Source organism: Ramlibacter alkalitolerans, assembly GCF_016722765.1.
Lineage (GTDB): Bacteria > Pseudomonadota > Gammaproteobacteria > Burkholderiales > Burkholderiaceae_C > Ramlibacter > Ramlibacter alkalitolerans.
This window is the reverse complement of sequence record NZ_JAEQND010000002.1, coordinates 360,806-377,248: the sequence shown is the minus strand read 5'-3', so window position 1 is coordinate 377,248 and position 16,443 is coordinate 360,806. Positions and strand designations below refer to the sequence as shown.

Annotated in this window: 18 protein-coding genes; 8 read left to right on the top strand and 10 right to left on the bottom strand. The window is 70.2% G+C overall.

Annotation, left to right across the window (positions count from 1 at the left end; all coding sequences use genetic code 11):
• The first annotated feature begins 23 nt into the window (after window positions 1-23).
• A complete protein-coding gene (locus JI746_RS04870) occupies window positions 24-869 on the top strand; it encodes an alpha/beta hydrolase (protein WP_201687663.1) in 846 nt (281 codons plus the stop codon).
• Here the strand turns inward: JI746_RS04870 and aroD are convergent.
• From aroD to JI746_RS04855, 3 genes are all read right to left on the bottom strand, one after another.
• On the bottom strand, window positions 856-1,626 hold the full coding sequence (gene aroD / locus JI746_RS04865; RefSeq protein WP_201687662.1) for a type I 3-dehydroquinate dehydratase: 771 nt from the start codon (window positions 1,624-1,626) through the stop codon (window positions 856-858). The two genes, JI746_RS04870 and aroD, sit on opposite strands and share 14 nt — an antisense overlap.
• A gap of 53 nt (window positions 1,627-1,679) precedes the next feature.
• On the bottom strand, window positions 1,680-1,850 hold the full coding sequence (locus tag JI746_RS04860) for a hypothetical protein (protein ID WP_201687661.1): 171 nt from the start codon (window positions 1,848-1,850) through the stop codon (window positions 1,680-1,682).
• A gap of 154 nt (window positions 1,851-2,004) precedes the next feature.
• Complete coding sequence (locus tag JI746_RS04855; protein ID WP_201687660.1) at window positions 2,005-2,391, bottom strand: response regulator; 387 nt, start codon at window positions 2,389-2,391, stop codon at window positions 2,005-2,007.
• A gap of 132 nt (window positions 2,392-2,523) precedes the next feature.
• On the opposite strand from JI746_RS04855, the gene miaA reads away from it, so the two are divergent.
• Together miaA and JI746_RS04845 are read left to right on the top strand one after the other, a co-directional pair.
• The gene (miaA, locus tag JI746_RS04850) at window positions 2,524-3,462 is read left to right on the top strand and encodes a tRNA (adenosine(37)-N6)-dimethylallyltransferase MiaA (protein ID WP_201687659.1); all 939 of its coding nucleotides are present in this window, start codon (window positions 2,524-2,526) and stop codon (window positions 3,460-3,462) included.
• A complete protein-coding gene (locus JI746_RS04845; RefSeq protein ID WP_201687658.1) occupies window positions 3,462-4,106 on the top strand; it encodes an ABC transporter ATP-binding protein in 645 nt (214 codons plus the stop codon). The genes miaA and JI746_RS04845 overlap by 1 nt, the downstream gene beginning before the upstream one ends.
• 197 nt (window positions 4,107-4,303) lie before the next feature.
• Here the strand turns inward: JI746_RS04845 and JI746_RS04840 are convergent, their stop codons facing one another.
• The 4 genes from JI746_RS04840 to JI746_RS04825 form a co-directional block, all read right to left on the bottom strand.
• Complete coding sequence (locus JI746_RS04840) at window positions 4,304-5,731, bottom strand: IS1182 family transposase (protein WP_269129401.1); 1,428 nt, start codon at window positions 5,729-5,731, stop codon at window positions 4,304-4,306.
• A 178-nt stretch (window positions 5,732-5,909) separates the two neighbouring features.
• Window positions 5,910-6,512, bottom strand: a complete 603-nt coding sequence (locus JI746_RS04835) for a thioredoxin fold domain-containing protein (protein ID WP_201687656.1) — start codon at window positions 6,510-6,512, stop codon at window positions 5,910-5,912.
• Window positions 6,509-6,898, bottom strand: a complete 390-nt coding sequence (locus tag JI746_RS04830; RefSeq protein ID WP_201687655.1) for a response regulator — start codon at window positions 6,896-6,898, stop codon at window positions 6,509-6,511. The genes JI746_RS04835 and JI746_RS04830 overlap by 4 nt, the downstream gene beginning before the upstream one ends.
• A 72-nt stretch (window positions 6,899-6,970) precedes the next feature.
• Window positions 6,971-7,231, bottom strand: a complete 261-nt coding sequence (locus JI746_RS04825) for a hypothetical protein (RefSeq protein WP_201687654.1) — start codon at window positions 7,229-7,231, stop codon at window positions 6,971-6,973.
• Between the two features lie 220 nt (window positions 7,232-7,451).
• Here JI746_RS04825 and JI746_RS04820 point away from each other — a divergent pair, with 220 nt between their 5' ends.
• From JI746_RS04820 to JI746_RS04800, 5 genes are all read left to right on the top strand, one after another.
• Window positions 7,452-7,931 carry a hemerythrin domain-containing protein gene (locus tag JI746_RS04820; RefSeq protein ID WP_201687653.1) on the top strand — a complete coding sequence of 160 codons (480 nt, stop codon included), beginning with the start codon at window positions 7,452-7,454 and terminating at the stop codon, window positions 7,929-7,931.
• Between the two features lie 38 nt (window positions 7,932-7,969).
• On the top strand, window positions 7,970-10,486 hold the full coding sequence (locus tag JI746_RS04815; protein ID WP_201687652.1) for an ABC transporter permease: 2,517 nt from the start codon (window positions 7,970-7,972) through the stop codon (window positions 10,484-10,486).
• Entirely contained in the window at window positions 10,486-11,535 is a 1,050-nt protein-coding gene (locus JI746_RS04810) for a lipocalin-like domain-containing protein (RefSeq protein ID WP_201687651.1), read from the top strand. The genes JI746_RS04815 and JI746_RS04810 overlap by 1 nt, the downstream gene beginning before the upstream one ends.
• A 106-nt stretch (window positions 11,536-11,641) precedes the next feature.
• Window positions 11,642-12,169 (top strand): menaquinone-dependent protoporphyrinogen IX dehydrogenase, encoded by a 528-nt coding sequence (gene hemG / locus JI746_RS04805; RefSeq protein ID WP_201687650.1) that lies wholly within the window; start codon window positions 11,642-11,644, stop codon window positions 12,167-12,169.
• Between the two features lie 38 nt (window positions 12,170-12,207).
• Window positions 12,208-13,035: a hypothetical protein gene (locus JI746_RS04800; protein WP_201687649.1), complete on the top strand. Its 828-nt coding sequence runs from the start codon at window positions 12,208-12,210 to the stop codon at window positions 13,033-13,035.
• A gap of 27 nt (window positions 13,036-13,062) precedes the next feature.
• Here the strand turns inward: JI746_RS04800 and dctP are convergent, their stop codons facing one another.
• The 3 genes from dctP to JI746_RS04785 all read right to left on the bottom strand — a co-directional run bounded on the left by dctP (window position 13,063) and on the right by JI746_RS04785 (window position 16,313).
• On the bottom strand, window positions 13,063-13,788 hold the full coding sequence (gene dctP / locus JI746_RS04795; protein ID WP_201687648.1) for a TRAP transporter substrate-binding protein DctP: 726 nt from the start codon (window positions 13,786-13,788) through the stop codon (window positions 13,063-13,065).
• A gap of 264 nt (window positions 13,789-14,052) precedes the next feature.
• Window positions 14,053-14,511 (bottom strand): cupin domain-containing protein, encoded by a 459-nt coding sequence (locus tag JI746_RS04790; protein WP_201687647.1) that lies wholly within the window; start codon window positions 14,509-14,511, stop codon window positions 14,053-14,055.
• 119 nt (window positions 14,512-14,630) lie between these two features.
• Window positions 14,631-16,313 (bottom strand): acyl-CoA dehydrogenase family protein, encoded by a 1,683-nt coding sequence (locus tag JI746_RS04785; protein WP_201687646.1) that lies wholly within the window; start codon window positions 16,311-16,313, stop codon window positions 14,631-14,633.
• Window positions 16,314-16,443: the final 130 nt, after the last annotated feature.

Here is a 16,443-nt window from a genome sequence, read left to right as displayed (position 1 = left end):
CGCAGCGAATCCGCAGTAGAGCCATGCAGCGCCGCCTCCTCTTCGCCGCCGCCGCCGTCGCGGCCACCCTGCTGTCCGTGGGCTGTACCACGCTCGACGAGCGCCAGCGCGAATGGATCTTCCAGCCCAGCGACCGTGCCTGGGGCGGCAGCGCCGCCTCTTCCGAGGGTATGGAGGACGTCTGGATCGCGTTCGGCTCCAAGGTCACCGGCAAGCCCTCGCGCCTGCACGGCCTGTGGCTGCCCGCCGAAGGCGAGCCGGCAACCCGGCCCGTGCTGCTGTACCTGCACGGCGCCCGCTGGAACGTCAACGGCTCGGCGCCGCGCATCCGCCGCATGCAGGAACTCGGCTTCAACGTGCTGGCGATCGACTACCGCGGCTTCGGCAAGTCCACCAGCGAACTGCCGTCGGAAGCCACCGCCTACGAAGACGCCCGCGCCGCCTGGGACTGGCTGGGCGTCCACTACCCGCAGCGCCCCCGCTACGTGTTCGGCCATTCACTCGGGGGCGCGATCGCGATCGACCTCGCGGCCCACGTGGAGGACGAACAGGGCGTGATCGTGGAAGGCACCTTCACTTCCATTCCCGACGTGGCGAGCACGATGAAGTGGGGCTGGCTGCCGATCGGACCGCTGATCACGCAGCGCTTCGACTCGCTGCACAAGGTCGCCGAGGTGCACTCGCCGCTGCTGGTGGTGCACGGTGCGAACGACGCGCTGATCGACGCCTCGCTGGGCCGGCGCCTCTACGAGGCCGCCACCGGCCGCAAGCGCTTCCTGCTGGTGGAAGGCGGCTCGCACCACAGCACCATGGCCGTGGGCCAGGCGCAGTACCGCGAAGCGCTGGCGCAGTTCTTCAGGCTGAAGTAGCCCGCTGCAGCGTCGCCAGGGCGGCGCGCACTTCCTCGATCGCGATCTGGCCCGGCGCCGAAGGCGCGGCGCCCACCGCGAAGGTCAGGGCCGATCCGAACACGCCGCCGCACAGGCGCGTGACGGCGCCCAGCCCGCCCATCGCCATGCTGATCACCGGGATCGCCAGCGAGCGGCTGGCTTCCAGCGTGGCGCCGAGCAGCCGGTGCACGTCCTCCGTCGATTGCGGCATCACGGCGACCTTGGCGATGTCGGCCTCGAGCCGCTGCGCCTGCGCAAAGCGTTCGCGCAGTTCGGCCTCGCCGGGCGTGCGCTGGAAATCGTGGAACGACAGCACCAGCGGCAGCCCGTGCCGCCGCGCGAGGGCGCGCACCTGCGCCACGTGCGCGGCATCGTTGCCCATCTCGAAATCGAGCAGGTCGACGCAGCCGCTGCCAGCGACGGCCTCGTACAGGGCCGGCACGCCGGCCTCGGCCAGTGCGATCGGCTGGCCGCCTTCGCGTTCGCAACGGCGGGTGAAGAGGATCGGGATGTCGCCGCTGGCCGCGCGCAGGTCCGCCGCGGCGGCCAGCACTTCGCGCGGGTCGGCGATCGCCTCGAAGAAGTCGACCCGCCACTCCAGCAGGTCAGGACGCTTGGCGGCGACGACGGCGATTTCGGCCGCCAGCGCCGCGCGCGTGCGGCCCACCAGCGGCGCGCACACGGCAGGCAAGCGCCCGCCGGCCAGCGCGCGGCCCGCGACTTGGATGGGGATCATCGGGGGATTCTAAGCAGCGGCGGATGGCGCACCCGCTGCCCGCGGCGACAGGCTCACTCGCCGTGCCCGGAGCCGATAACGTCCGCGCGCGGATGCGTGGATGCGGTCTCGGCCTGCTGCTGCGAGCCGGCGCCTTCGTGCGAAGGCGAAGCGGCCTGGGCGGCCGCCTTGCGGAAGCCCAGCTTGCTCAGTTCGCGTTCCAGCAACTCCTTGCGCACGCTCATCGGCAGGGATTCGGTCGCCCACGTACCGGTGTCCGCGTCGTCCGTTGCGGCCCCTGAACTGCTCATACTCATGACCGAATACTAGGAGACGAGCAGCAGAACGGTGTCGGAAAGCACGGAGATGTGTGTCGGACGCGACCCGACATTGGTGTGGTCAGGGACCGGAGTTCTCGCGATTCTCCAGGTCCTGCACCCACTGGATGAAGCCGCCGGTGTCGCTCTTGTCGAACACCGCGTCGGCGCCCAGGTCCAGGCAATGCTGCCGCACGCCCGGCGTCGCATAGCTGCTGAACACGACGACGCGGCCGCCGCCCGGATCGGCCTTGCAGCGTCGGATCACGTTCATGCCCGCGCCTTGCTCGAGCACCAGGTCGATGACCGCGACGTCCCAGCCGCCGGGATGTTCGTCCAGCCACAGCTTCGCTTCGGCCTCGGTGCCGGCATTCGCCACCACGGTCAATCCGCCCATGGAGTCGAACAATTCGCCCAGGAGGCCGCGCATGCGCTGCAAGTCCTCGACGAGGAACACCCTCAGGTCCATGCCGCGCGTTCTCCCTGCTACTCTGGTGTGCCCATTGTCCGCGCCGCGGGCGCCCGTACGGGCCCACTGCAACCATTTGCGTACGCGCTGCGCACGGACTGCGCGACCGTGGCATCTGCTAACCTCGTCGGGATGCCCACCACTGCCCTGCCCGCCACCGTGGCGCTCGCCGGGCCCACGGCCTCGGGCAAGAGCGCCGCCGCGCTGCTGCTGGCCGAAAGGCTGGACGCCGAGATCATCAGCGTCGACTCGGCACTGGTGTACCGCGGCATGGACATCGGAACCGCCAAGCCGACTGCGGCCGAGCGGGCACGCGTGGCGCACCACCTGGTCGACATCCGCGACCCCGCCGAGCCCTACAGCGCCGCGGAGTTCGCCCACGATGCGCGCCGGCTGATGGCCGCCATCGCGGCGCGCGGGCGGCGGGTCGTGCTCGCCGGCGGCACCCTGCTGTACTTCAAGGCGCTGTTCGAAGGGTTGGACGCGATGCCGCCAGCGGACCTGCAGGTGCGGGCAGCGATCGAGGCCGAGGCGGCACGCGGCGGCTGGCCGGCGCTGCACGCGCAGCTCGCGCAGGTCGACCCGCCCACCGCGGCGCGGCTGGCACCGAACGACGCCCAGCGCATCCAGCGCGCGCTGGAGGTGTTCCGCGTCAGCGGCCAGCCGCTGTCGCAGTTGCACCAGCGTGCGGCCCGCGATCCCCTGCCGCAGCCGGACCTGTTCCTGTCGCTGGAGCCCGCTGACCGCGGCTGGCTGCATGCGCGCATCGCGCAGCGCTTCGACGCGATGCTGGCGGCCGGCTTCGTCGACGAAGTGCGGCGGCTGCGCGCGCGCGGCGACCTGCATCCGTCCTTGCCCAGCATGCGCTGCGTGGGCTACCGGCAGGCGTGGGAGGCCCTCGACGGCGCGTATCCGATGGAAGAACTGCGCGAGCGCGGCATCGCCGCGACGCGCCAGCTCGCCAAGCGGCAGCTCACCTGGCTGCGCGGCATGCCCGAACGGCGTGTGATCGCCTGCGACGCGCCCGACGCGCAGGCGCAGGTGCTGCGCGCGGCGGGGCTGGAGGCCTGATGCTCGAAGTGCAGGGACTGGCGAAACGCTATGGCGAGGTGGACGTGTTCCGCGACGTGACGCTCGACGTCGCGGCGCGCGAGTTCGTCGCCATCGTCGGCGAGTCCGGCGTGGGCAAGTCCACCCTGCTCAATTGCATGGCGGGGCTGGACGTGTGGCAGGCCGGCCGCGTCGTCGTCGACGGCGTGGACCTGGCGACGCTCGGCGACGAAGGCCGCGCGCTGCTGCGGCGGGAAAAGCTCGGTTTCGTGTTCCAGGCCTTCCACGTGCTGCCGCACCTGGACGTGGCACAGAACGTGGGCCTGCCGCTGCTGCTGCTCGGTCGGCCCAACGCGAAGCGGGTGGCGCAGGTGCTGCACGCCGTGGGACTCGAGGGCCTGGGGCATCGGCTGCCGCAGGAACTCAGCGGCGGCCAGCTGCAGCGCGTGGCGATCGCGCGCGCCGTGGTGCATGGCCCGAAGCTGCTGCTGGCCGACGAGCCGACCGGCAACCTCGATCCGCAGACGGCGGCGCGCGTCATGGAAGTGCTGCGCGCCCAGGCGCAGGAAAGTGGTGCGGCGCTGGTGCTGGTCACGCACTCGGCCTCCGCCGCCGCGCAAGCCGACCGGGTGCTGCACCTGAGGAGCGACGGGGTCGGCGCGTGAGCTTGCGCGGTGGAGGGACTCCTGCAGGCTGGTGGTGAGCCGCGAAGCGCGCGAACCCAGGCTGTGTAAGTAATCGCGGCGCGGCGGTGGAGCTTCGAGCGCCGTCGGCGGGGCGGATCTCGATTCGTCGCGGCTGCCGATGCGTTCTCTGCCGCAGGCGAGGCCTTTTGGGGTCGACGAACGAAAAAAAGGGGCACTTACCCCTGGATCGCCTGCTGCATCCAGGTCGCGCCCTTCATGTTGAAGGCGCGCTTCAGGTTGTACGCCAGCACTGCCAGGCTCAGCTCGCCTCTGGCACCCTGCATTCCCCGCATCAATAGCCGCGCGGTTCCCAGAATGCGGTACTTCAGGTCGGCAAACGGGTGCTCCACCGTCTGTTGCCGCAGTCGCATCATCTCCGGGTGCTGTGCGACGCGTTGCGCATTTGCCTCGCGCGCATCCTCATACAGGTGGCGCGTCACGTGTCGTCGACGGGCTTGCGTACAAGCGGCCTTTTGGGGGCAGCTGCCGCACTCCTTTGCCTTGGCTGCGTAGATCACGAGCTTGTTTTTCTTGTGCTCGCCGCTGCGTTGCAGCAGCTTGCCCGCCGGGCAGGTGAAGCAGTCGCGTTCACGGTCGTAGCTGAAGACGCTGCGGTCATACAGTGTCCCGTCGCCGCGATTGTTCACCGTGCGGTTCTCCGCCACATAGGTGGTGATGCCCTGCGCCTGCAGGTCGTGCATCTGCTCGGCATTCGCATACCCCGCGTCAGCTACGCCGATCACGGGCTGCCCCAGAGCGGCGCTGGCGGCTTCGGCCATGGGCTGCAGTTGCCGCTGATCGTTGGCCTCGCTGGTGACCTCGTGAGCCACGATCAGGTGGCTGTCGCTCTCCACGGCTGTCTGCAGGTTGTAGGCGGGAGTGCGGCTGCTCGCATGCCCCATCACCTGTGCATCCGGCTCGCTCATCACCGCAGTTGTGCCGCGTCCTTGCTCAAGCCGCTGCAGCTGCGCCTGGACTTGTTCGTGCTTATCCTGCAACTGCTTGAGCGCACGCCGTACGTCCTGGCTGCGCACCACCCCTGCCTCTTCCCTGCTGTCCTGCGTATCGAGCAGTTGCAGGTATTGTTCGATCTCCTGGGCGTTGCGCTTGGCCTGCTCGAGCAGCTCGTTCTTGTGCAGCACCGCCTTGCGCGAGGCGACTGCGCGGATCTTGCTGCCGTCGATTGCGACCACGTTGCCGGTGATCAGCCGCTTGCAGCGCGCAAACCCGACGAAGCCCGCGCATGCGCCAACCAGAGCATCCGTATTGGTGCGGCGGAACTCCGCGATCGTCTTGTGGTCCGGCGCGAGTCTTCCGAGCAGCCACATGCACTCCACGTCGCGGTGGCATTCGCGTTCCAGCGCACGCGTGGAACGAACAGCGTTGAGGTAGCCCCACAGATACAGCTTCAGCAGGTCGGCCGGGTCATAGGGAGGCGCGCCCCTGACTTGCGCCTTCGCCTTGCCGAAGCCCAACTTGTGAAGGTCCAGCGATCCCACCCACGCGTCGATGACCCGAACAAGCGCATCCTGCTGGACCAACTCGTCCAGCATCACGGGAAACAGTGCCACCTGCTGGCGGCTCTCTCCTCGCCGATGTCCCATTCCACCTCCAGTGAGATGCCCTTGCCATCAACGCTCGGCGGGCACTCCTGGTGGACCCAACTAGATTAATACACAGCCTGAACCCCAGCGATGCGGGAAGCGCTGGGGTTCGGCCTGCGGCGCTCACCGCCAGCCTACGCATACCGACAGCCAGCGCCGACGCGCGAACCGCGCGCGCTCAGCCGCCCGGCGCCGTCAAGCCCAGTTTCTGCGCCAGCGTGACCGCCGGCACGGCGCCGTCGATCGTCACCACGCCGCCGGTCTGCGCATGCTTGCCGACGATGGTCGGGACGCCGGTGAAACCGAAGCTGGTGAAGAGCGCGGTGTTGGCCTTGATGGCGTCCTTCTGCGCGTCTTCCACGCCCATCGCGCTGATGCCGCCCTGCTGGCCGCGCACGGAGGCTTCGTTCTCCTCCATCTTCGTGACGGGGTCCGACGCGCCCAGGATCGCGGCCCCCTGGGCCACGCTCTTGTCGCCGATCAGGCCCACCGGGATCCACACGAAGCGCGCCTGCGACTTCAGCGGCTTGACGTTCTCCCACAGCGCGGCGCAGTGCGGGCACTGCGGATCGAAGAACACGTAGATCACGCGCGCGGCCATCGTGGAGCCGACGTTGAAGCCCTTGGCCTTCTGCTCGATCGCCTCGATGGAGACCGGCTGCGGCGCGGGCTTGCCGCCACTGCCGCCGGCGCTGCTGCCGTCGCCGGAAGTCGATTCCTTGCCGCAGGCGGCCAGCAGGCAGGCGGCGGCCGAGGCGGTGAGCACGAGGCGGCGCTTCATGATGCGGTCGCGGCCGCGAGGCCGCCAAGCTCGGAACAGTAGTCCATGAATTCCCGGGTCTGCGATTTGAGGAACACGGCGTCGGCGCCGAGCTTCAGGCAGTGGTTGTGGATGCCGTCGCTCGCGTAGTCGCTGAAGACCACGATGTTAGCGCCCTCGCCCCCCATCGCATCCCGGGCCCGGGGGATCACGGCCATGCCGGTGCCTTGATCCAGGACAAGGTCGATGATCGCCAGGTCCCAGGCGCCGGCGTTTTCCTCCAGCCACAGCTTCGCTTCGGCTTCGGTGCGGGTGGCCCCGACCAACCGGAAATCGCCCAGGCTCGCCAGCAGGTCGGCCACCACGCCCTGCACCTGCTGCATGTCCTCGACCAGGAAAACACGCACGCTCAATTCGGCCTTGCCCCCATGACTGCGACTGCCTCGCGATTCTAGACGCGGACCTGCGCGGCCATGCGCTCAGGCGGTGTCCTGGACCTGCTCGAGCAGCTCGGTGACGTGCTCCAGGTCCTCGGCGGCCTGCTGCACCTTGCGCTCCAGTTCCGCGTTCTGGCGGATCGCCCAGGCGATGTCGCTCTTCTGCTTCACGTTCTGCGGCAGCTCGCGTTCCAGCGCGCCATGCGTCAGGCCCAGTTCCGCACTGGCGACCTCGAGCTCGCGCTGGACCTCCACCGTCTTGCTCTTCGCCCGTTCGATGTTCGGATGCGGCAGGGGATTCATGGGACTCCTTTCTTTCCAGACCAGCGTGGAGGGTAGTGAATGCAGCAAGCCTGAGCGGTCCGACAGCGGCGCGCGTGGCCGCCGGATCAGCCCGCGTCCGGCACGGGTGCGCACCCGCATTCCCGTCGGTCAGGCACAGCCGCGGATACCGCTGTTTTCCTACATGGGCGTGCCGCGGCCGTGCGGATCATGGCTGGACCTTTTCAAAGGAGAACGATCCATGCCCAACACCCGAGGCGAAAAAGATGCTTGCGACCTGCTCGACGCCGATCACCGGGCGGTGAAGAAGCTGTTCAAGCAGTACGAGGAACTGACGAACTCGCGCGGCCGCACCGTCGCGCAGAAGAAGATGGACCTGGCCCGGCAGATCTGCCACGAGCTGACCGTGCACGCGCAGATCGAGGAAGAGATCTTCTATCCGGCGCTGCGCGAGGTGCTCAGGGACACCGACACCATCGCCGAGGCCGAAGTCGAGCACCAGTCCGCCAAGGACCTGATCGCGCAGATCGAGGGCATGGGCGAGGCCGACGAGATGTTCGACGCCAAGGTGACGGTCCTGGGCGAGTACATCGACCACCACGTGAAGGAAGAGCGCGGCGAGATCTTCCCGAAGGCGCGCGCCGCCCGCAAGCTGGACCTGGTGGCCATGCGCGACGAGCTGATGACGCGCAAGGAAGAACTGATGGGAGAGATGGCGTAGGTCCGTAGCGGCGCGCGCGCAGCGGCACAATGGGCCGCATGCTCGCGCTCCTCGCGACCTACTCCTGGCAGGAACTCAGGCACCACGCCTGGCGCAACGCGACCGCGGTGTTCGCGGTCATGCTGGGCGTGGCCCTCGCGTTTTCCGTCCACCTGATCAACGCATCGGCGCTGGACGAGTTTTCCAGCGCGGCGCGCTCCGCCGGCGGTGAGCCGGACCTGGAACTGCGCGCCGCGCAGGGCGCCCTCGACGAATCGCTCTATGCCCGCGTCGCGACCGACACGCGCGTCGCCTGGGCCAGCCCGGTGCTCGAACTGCAGACGCTGGCGCTCGCGCGGGACGGCGCCCGCACCGCCGTGCGCGTGCTGGGCATCGACGCGCTGGTGGTCGGCGCCACCGCGCCGCAACTGGTGCCGGTGCCGGACGAAGGCGTCGACCGCCTCTCCGTGCTGGCGCCGGACACCGTGTTCCTCAATGCGGCGGCGCGCCAGGTGCTCCCGGCCGAGCGCGTCCGTCTGCAGGCCGGCCTGGCCTTGCGCGAGCTGCGCGTGGCGGGCTCCACGGGGGCCGGCGGTGGTCCGCTCGCCGTCATGGACATCGCCGCCGCGCAGGACCTGTTCGGCCGGGGCGGCCAGCTCACCCGCATCGACGTGCGGCTCAAGGCCGGCGTCAACCCGGCCGACTGGCTGCGCGCGCAGCAGTGGCCCGCCGGCGTGCAGGCGGCCGAGCCGCAGGACAGCGGCCAGCGGGTCAGCCAGCTCTCGCGCGCCTACCGCGTGAACCTCACGGTGCTGGCGCTGGTCGCGCTCTTCACCGGGGCCTTCCTGGTGTTCTCGGTGCTGGCGCTCAGCGTGGCGCGGCGCGCGCAGCAGTTCGCGCTGCTGGGCGTGCTGGGGCTCACGGCGCGCGAGCGCCTGCGCCTGGTGCTCACCGAATCCGCCTTGCTGGGCGTCGTGGGGAGCGGCGCCGGTGTCGCGCTGGGCACCGGGCTGGCAGCGGCCGCGTTGTCCTTTCTCTCGGGCGACCTGGGCGGCGGCTACTTCCCGGGCGTGCAGCCGCAGCTGCAATGGGACGGCCTCGCCGCCGCGGGGTACGGCGTGCTGGGCGTGGTCGCGGCGATGGCCGGCGGCTGGCTGCCGGCGCGCAGCGCGGCGCGGCTGCCGCTGGCGCAGACGCTCAAGGGCCTGGGCACCGGCCTGCCGCGCGGGCGCCATCATTGGGCGGGATGGCTGGCGCTGGCCGCCGCCGTCGCACTCGCGCTGCTGCCGCCGATCGCCGGCATCCCGCTCGCGGCCTACGTCTCGGTGGGCCTGCTGCTGGTGGGCGGCATCTCGGTGTTGCCGGGCGCCGTCGGCTGGTTCTACGACCGGCTCGCGCCCCTTGTGGCACACCGGCTGCTGCCGCTGCTGGCGGTCGAACGCGCACGCCGGGTGCGCGAGAGCGCTGCGGTGGCCGTGAGCGGGGTGGTGGCGGCGCTGAGCCTCGCCGTGGCGCTCACGGTGATGGTCGCGAGCTTTCGCCAGTCGGTCTCGGACTGGCTCGACGTCGTGCTGCCAGCGGACCTGTACCTGCGCACCAGCCTCAGCGCCGCCTCCGCCGACACGGCCTACCTCACGCCGGAACTGGTGCGCGCGCTGCCGCAGGTGCCCGGCGTGGCCCGCGTGGCGACGCAGCGCCTGCGCCTGCTGCTGCTCGATCCGGCGCGGCCGCCGGTGGAGCTGCTGGCGCGCCCGGTCGGCGACCCGCATCGCGGCGTGCCGCTGGTGGGCGATCCCGTGCCGGTGCCGGCGGGGACGATCCCGGTCTACGTGAGCGAAGCGATGGTGGACCTGTACGGCGCCCGCAAGGGCCAGCCGCTGCCGCTGCTGGAGCGCGCGCTGGGCCGCGGCCCTTTCGCCGTGGCCGGCGTGTGGCGCGACTACGTGCGGCAAAGCGGCGCCATCATCGTGGACCAGGCCGACTACCTGCGCCTGACCGGCGACACCCGCGTCAACGATGCGCAGCTCTGGCTCGCCCCCGACGCCTCGGAGCAGGACGTGCAGGCGCGCATCCGCGCCCTGGTGGCGCGCGAGACGGGCAACCCGGACCTGATCGATTTCGCCTCGGCCTCGCAGGTGCGCAACATCTCGCTGCGCATCTTCGACCGCAGCTTCGCGGTCACCTACTGGCTGCAGGCGGTGGCGATCGCGATCGGCCTGTTCGGCGTGGCGGCCAGCTTCAGCGCGCAGGTGCTCGCGCGCCGCAAGGAGTTCGGCCTGCTCGCGCACCTGGGACTCACGCGCCGGCAGGTGCTGGCCGTGGTGGCGGGCGAAGGCGCGGCGTGGACGCTGATCGGCGCGCTGGCCGGCCTGGGCCTGGGGCTGGCCGTGGCCGTGGTGCTGGTGGACGTGGTGAATCCGCAGAGCTTCCACTGGACGATGGACCTGCTGCTGCCCTGGGCGCGGCTGCTGGCGCTGTGCGCCGCCGTCATCGTCGCCGGCACGGTCACCGCGTGGCTCGCCGGCCGCGCGGCGGCATCGCGCGATGCGGTGCTCGCCGTCAAGGAGGACTGGTGATGCGCCGGCGGCCCTTGCTGGCCGCGCTGCCGCTGCTCGCGCTGGCGCGGCACACGCTCGCCCTGCCGGCGCGCCGGCTGGCCTTTCCGGCCGACCACGGCGCACATCCCGAGTTCCGCACCGAGTGGTGGTACATCACCGGCGCGGCGCAGGCGGGCGGGCGCAGCTTCGGCTTCCAGGTGACCTTCTTCCGCGCGCGGGTGGACGGCACGCAGCAGATGCAGTCGAAGTTCGCCGCCAGACAACTGCTGTTCGCGCACGCGGCGGTCACCAACGTGCAGGCCGGCAAGCTGCTGCACGACCAGCGCATCGCGCGCGCCGGCTTCGGCATCGCCGAGGCGGCGCTGGGCGACGGCAAGCTGAAGCTGCGCGACTGGTCGCTCGCGCGCGAGGGTGGCGCCTGGCACGCCGTCGTGCCGGCCGGCGACTTCGCGCTCGACCTGCGCTGCGCTCCCACGCAGGCGGTGCTGCTGCAAGGCGACCACGGCCTGTCGCGCAAGGGCCCCGATCCGGCCCAGGCGAGCTACTACTACAGCGAGCCGCAGCTGGCGGTCAGCGGCCGCCTGACGGTGCAGGGCCGGCCGTTCGAGATCACCGGCAAGGCCTGGATGGACCACGAGATCAGCGACGAGTACCTGCATCCCGAGGCCGCCGGCTGGGACTGGATCGGCATGAACCTGGACGACGGCAGCGCGCTCATGTCCTTTCGCATCCGGCGCAAGGACGGCAGCACGGTGTGGGACGGCGGCAGCTTCCGCAGTGCGCGCGGCGATCTCTACGTCGCCAGCCGGGGCGAGACCGAGTTCCGGCCGCAGCGGCGCTGGACCAGCCCGCTGTCGAATGCGAGCTACCCGGTCGAATGGATGGTGCGCACGCCGGCGGACTTCTATACCGTGCGCGCGGTGATCGACAACCAGGAGCTCGATAGCCGCCGTTCCACCGGCGCGATCTACTGGGAGGGCCTGTCGGACCTGCTCGATGGCAACGGCAGGCGCGTCGGCCGCGGCTACCTGGAGATGACGGGATACGCGTCGAAACTCAGGATGTAGGCGCGGGCGAAGGCGATTCGCACGGCGATTGGCCGGCGTCAAGGAACGCGCGCGGGACGGTGGCACGATGGCGTGGAGGGACCCTCATTCGTCCCGATCACCTGCCATGGCGCGCATCCTCCTCGCCTATTCCACCGTCGACGGCCACACCCGCAGCATCTGCGAGCGCGTGCAAGGCGTGCTGGAGGACGCCGGCCACGCGGTGACGCTCGCGTCGCTCAGCGCCGGCGGGCCTCCGGATGCCGGCGGCTTCGACAAGGTCGTGATCGGCGCCAGCATCCGCTACGGCAAGCACCGGCCGGAGGTCTTCACGTTCATCCGGCAGCAGCAAGCCGCGCTGGAACGCCGCCCGAGTGCCTTCTTCACCGTCAACGCCGTCGCCCGCAAGCCCGGCAAGGACACGCCCGAAGGCAGCCCCTACATCCGCAGCTTCCGCAAGCTCACGACCTGGCGGCCGGCGCTGGTGGGGGTGTTCGCCGGCAGGATCGACTACCGCAGGTACGGCTTCGTCGATCGCCACGTCATCCGCCTCATCATGTGGCTCACCCACGGGCCGACCGACCCGCGCGCCTGCGTGGAGTTCACCGACTGGGCGAGCGTGGACGCGTTCGCGCGCAGGGTGGTGGAGCTCTGACCGCGGCGTCCTTCCTTTCCAATGCATCGATCGCCACCATGAAGCTCCCCATCCCCTTCGCCTGCCTCCTGGCCCTTGCCGGCTGCGCTTCCCAAGGGACCAGCATCGAGGGCGACATCGATCTGCGGATCCCACCGGAGCTCGATGCAGCGCTGGCGCCGCACCACCCTGCCCATCCCGCGGCTGTGGAACTCCTGACGCTCAATAGCAGCACCACCCTCGCTCACAAGTTCGACCTCGGACGCTGGCTCCCCAGCGAGGAGCGATTGACCTTTCGCTGGCAGGAGGGGCATCGGCTTTCCACCACGTCGACCGGCAACTTCAAGACGCCCTCCGCAGCCGCTGCCTGGAGCACGAAGTCGACAAGCCTCTGCGGGCTGGTGCCGCTGCTGGTCGAGTCCGGCTCGACGAGCGACTCGCAAACCACGACGGCCGCTCCGGTCGGCGGGGTGTTCATTCCCCTTCCGATCAGCAGCAAGCGCGACACAGGCGGGCGGTCCCGCATCGTCAGCTTCAAGTCGAGCACGTCCAACATCTGCAACCCCACGCCCGGCAGTACGTTCTCGTACGAAGCGACGCGGCAGGAACAGCGCCGGTTCGCCGGTGCCGTGTACTCCTCGAACAAGCTGCGCACGCTCACCGACTCGGCGACCTGCACGGTGGGCTCGCAAGCGATGCCCGCAACGGATCTGGGGGCCGGCCTGCCGGGCAAGTACGTCCCGGTGACGTGCAGCTACGCCGAGGACGGCAAGACGCCGCGAGAAGGCGTCTACGCATTCCTGCTGGACGCGGGGATCTACCTTCCCGTCAAGGTGCAGCTGAACGAGCACCAGACCAACACGTCGCGCTACACGAAGGTGGAATGAGGGCGGCACCAGGCCGCCCGCCGCGCCTCAGCGCATCCCCTTGACGATCTTCTCGCCGTCCGCTCCCGCCTTCCTGCTCCACTCGTCGATCAGCCGCTGGCTCACGCGCTCGAAGTCCGCGCGCATCGGGGCCGAGGGCTCGTAGACCTTCAGGCCGTTCTTCGCCAGCGCATCGACCGAGGCTTTCGCTGCCGCGCGCGCCATGTCCCAGCCCCGCGCTTCCGCCTGCGCCGCGACCTTGACGATCGCTTCCTGGTTGTCCTTCGACAGCCTGGCGAACTCGCGCTCGTTGACGATCACCGCATTGCGCGGATGCATGGCATTGGTGTCGTAGAACGATGTCAGGAACTCCCAGGCCTTGGTGTCGACGCCGATCTGCGGCGAGGCGATCATGGTGCTCGCCATGTTCATGGTGAACGCCTGCGCCAGCTCCGCGGCCTGGATGGTCGTGGGCTGCGCGCCGAGTTCCTCGGCGAAGCGCGCGGTGATGCGGTTGTAGGCGCGGAACTTGGCGCCCTTGAAGGCCGCCAGCGAATCCATCGGCGTCTTGCTGAAGATGCCGTTGCCCGGCCAGGCCACCGAGTACAGCATGCGCATGCCCTGCTTGCCCAGGCGCTCCTGCAGGATCGGCTTTTGCACCGTGTACAGCTTCCACGACCGGTCGAAGCCCGCGGCCAGGAAGGGGATCATGTCGGCTTCGTAGATCGGGTCCTCGTTGCCGTGGTTGGACAGCAGGATCTCGCCGATGGCCACCTGGCCCCCCCTGCACGGAGCGCTTGATCTCCGGCAGCTTGTAGAGCGAGGCATTGCTGTGGACCTGGATCTCCACTTCGCCCTTGGTGGCCTTCTTCACCTCGTCGGCGAACCAGCGCAGGTTCTGCGTGTGGAAGTTGTTCTCGGCATAGCCTGCCGGCAGGTCCCATTTCACCTTCTCGGCAAAGGCAGCGGGGGCGGACAGGGCCAGGGCCATCACCGTGGCGGCGGCGTACATCGACTTCATGTTGGTACTGCTTTCGTTCAGGCGACCACGTGGCCCCACTTCGTGCCCCAGGCGTTGCCGACCAGGTCGACCACCGAGCCGTCCTGCTCGAAGAACTTGTTCGGCACCTGGAACACGGCCAGCATCAGCCCGCCCTCGGGCGTCCAGGCGGAGTGGCGGCTGCCGGCCGGGCGCCAGACGAATTCGCCGGGGCCGACCTCCAGGCCCTTCTCCGGTCCGTCCAGGTCGACCAGGCGGCCTTCGAGCATGTAGGTCTGCTCCACGAGGGTGTGCTCGTGGTCCGGCAGTTGCGCGCCGGGATCCATCTTCAGCAGCACGGTCAGCAGCCCCTGCTTCGGATCGACCATCAAGGTCTTCACGTAGCAGCCCGGGTAGCGGATCGGTTCCCAGTCCATCTCGTTGGCGTGGACGACGCGGGAGGCGAGCGGGCCGAGGCCCTCGTGGTTGCGGGCTCGCGGTGTCAAAGCCGTGGTCATGCGTGTGGCTCCGTAGGGCACAAAAGGCTCGACGGTAGCCAGCCGCTCCGGCCCGCAGCATGGGACCTACCCTAGCGTGCAGTGCAGCAACGCACCGAACGCGAAGGAAGCCGCAACCCTTACGCGCCGGTCGGCGCGACGCCGAGCGCGCGCTCCATCAGGCTGCGCGCCACGACCTTCAGGGCCAGCGTTTCCTCGGCGCCTTCGAAGATCGACAGCACGCGCGCATCGACGAAGTAGCGGCTGACGGCCGACTCCTCGGCATAGCCCATGCCGCCGTGCAGCTGCAGCGCCTCGCGCGTGACCATCTCGGCGGAGCGGCAGGCGAGCAGCTTGACCAGGCTCGCTTCCATGCGCCCTTCGCCGCGGTCGACCAGGGCGGCCACCGAACCGGCGAGTTGGCGGCAGGTCGCGAGCCGCGCGCCCATGCGCGCCAGCTTGGCCCGCGTGAGCGGGAATTCCACCAGCGCCTGGCCGAACACCTTGCGGTCGTGGCTGTAGCGGATGGCCGCGCGCAGGGCCGCCCGCATCACGCCGCAGGCGCGGGCGGCGGTCTGCATGCGCCCGCCGACCATGCCGGCCATGGTGTAGTAGAAGCCCTTGCCCAGGCCCGCTTCGCCCCCCAGCACATTGGCGTCGGGCACGAACAGGTCCTCGAACGACAGGTCGAAGGAATGCATGCCGCGGTAGCCGATCGTGGGGATCGCGCGGCCGCTGAGCGTGCCGCCTTCGGGCTGGCGGTACACGAAGTCGTGGCCCTCGAACGAGGGCTTTTCCACCAGCAGCACGCTCAGGCCCTTGTGGCCCAGCGCGCGGTCGGGGTCCGTGCGGGCCACCACCATCAGCACGCCGGCCTTGCCGGCGAAGGTGCACCAGGTCTTGGCGCCGCCCAGGCGCCAGCCGCCCTGCACGCGCGTGGCGCGCAGCGCGAGGCCGGCGACGTCGGAGCCGTAGTCGGGCTCGGTGATCGCGATCGCGCACAGGGGATCGCCGGCGGCGAGCCTCGGCAGCCAGTGCGCCTGCTGCTCGCGCGTGCCGCCGGCCAGCAGCGCACGCGAGAGGATCTCGGGCCGGGTGATCAGGCTGCCGGCCGCCGCGAGCGAACCTTCCGACAGGGCTTCCGTCACCAGCACCATCAGCAGCGCGTCCTCGCGGTCGTCGGGCGCGCTGCCGCCGTACTGCTGCGGCACCGACAGGCCGAAGACGCCCATCTCGCGCAGCGGCCGCAGCAGCGACTCGGGCACGGTGAGGTTGTGGCGGTGGATGGCTTCGGCCTGCGGCGCCACCACGTCGGCGGCGAAGCGGCGGAACGCGTCCTGCGCCATGGCATGCGACTCGTCCAGCGCGAGCTGCCCGACCTCGCCGTCCGACGCGGCGACGGCGCGACCGGCGGCATCGAGCGCCTGCGCGCCGGCGGCCGCGAGGCACAGCGCCTCCCACGCCGGATCGTCCCGCAGGCTGCGCAGCGGCTCGCGCGGGCGGCCCAGCTCCAGATCCAGCATGTGCAGGCGGCCCAGCACCGCGTCGCCGGCTTCGGCGGCGAACAGCAGCGCCAGTTGCTGGTCCATCTCGCTGCTGTCCGCACGCAGGCTGGCGACGCCGGCCTCGGCCGCCAGCAGGTCCGCAGCCGCCCAGGCCAGCTCGAAGGAGGCGACCTGCTCGGCATCGAGCTTGCGGCCACTGAGCTTGCCGCCCGCGCTGCAACGTTGCGCGAGCGCGAGCGCGCTGGCTTCGAACGCCGCGCGCAGTCGCACGAGGAAGCTGCGGGCGGTGGCGATCGGGTCCTGCGGGTTCTGGGGCATGTCTCCTCCGGCTACGAACGGGGATGATGCACGAAGGACCGGCGCGCTTCCCTGCGTTCGCGCAAAGCGGACTTTCGATCTAACGAGGCTGGCGACAGTGCACATGCAGTTGCGGCGCGCCGGGCGCGGT

Excerpts from the sequence above, each read along its gene's own strand:
- JI746_RS04845 (WP_201687658.1), top strand. The coding sequence starts at position 3,462 with ATGCTCGAAGTGCAGGGACTGGCGAAACGCTATGGCGAGGTGGACGTG.
- JI746_RS04840 (WP_269129401.1), bottom strand. The coding sequence starts at position 5,731 with ATGGGACATCGGCGAGGAGAGAGCCGCCAGCAGGTGGCACTGTTTCCC.
- JI746_RS04825 (WP_201687654.1), bottom strand. The coding sequence starts at position 7,231 with ATGAATCCCCTGCCGCATCCGAACATCGAACGGGCGAAGAGCAAGACG.
- JI746_RS04870 (WP_201687663.1), top strand. The coding sequence starts at position 24 with ATGCAGCGCCGCCTCCTCTTCGCCGCCGCCGCCGTCGCGGCCACCCTG.
- hemG (WP_201687650.1), top strand. The coding sequence starts at position 11,642 with ATGGCGCGCATCCTCCTCGCCTATTCCACCGTCGACGGCCACACCCGC.
- miaA (WP_201687659.1), top strand. The coding sequence starts at position 2,524 with ATGCCCACCACTGCCCTGCCCGCCACCGTGGCGCTCGCCGGGCCCACG.
- JI746_RS04800 (WP_201687649.1), top strand. The coding sequence starts at position 12,208 with ATGAAGCTCCCCATCCCCTTCGCCTGCCTCCTGGCCCTTGCCGGCTGC.
- JI746_RS04785 (WP_201687646.1), bottom strand. The coding sequence starts at position 16,313 with ATGCCCCAGAACCCGCAGGACCCGATCGCCACCGCCCGCAGCTTCCTC.
- JI746_RS04790 (WP_201687647.1), bottom strand. The coding sequence starts at position 14,511 with ATGACCACGGCTTTGACACCGCGAGCCCGCAACCACGAGGGCCTCGGC.
- JI746_RS04815 (WP_201687652.1), top strand. The coding sequence starts at position 7,970 with ATGCTCGCGCTCCTCGCGACCTACTCCTGGCAGGAACTCAGGCACCAC.
- JI746_RS04860 (WP_201687661.1), bottom strand. The coding sequence starts at position 1,850 with ATGAGCGTGCGCAAGGAGTTGCTGGAACGCGAACTGAGCAAGCTGGGC.
- aroD (WP_201687662.1), bottom strand. The coding sequence starts at position 1,626 with ATGATCCCCATCCAAGTCGCGGGCCGCGCGCTGGCCGGCGGGCGCTTG.
- JI746_RS04835 (WP_201687656.1), bottom strand. The coding sequence starts at position 6,512 with ATGAAGCGCCGCCTCGTGCTCACCGCCTCGGCCGCCGCCTGCCTGCTG.
- JI746_RS04810 (WP_201687651.1), top strand. The coding sequence starts at position 10,486 with ATGCGCCGGCGGCCCTTGCTGGCCGCGCTGCCGCTGCTCGCGCTGGCG.
- JI746_RS04820 (WP_201687653.1), top strand. The coding sequence starts at position 7,452 with ATGCCCAACACCCGAGGCGAAAAAGATGCTTGCGACCTGCTCGACGCC.
- JI746_RS04855 (WP_201687660.1), bottom strand. The coding sequence starts at position 2,391 with ATGGACCTGAGGGTGTTCCTCGTCGAGGACTTGCAGCGCATGCGCGGC.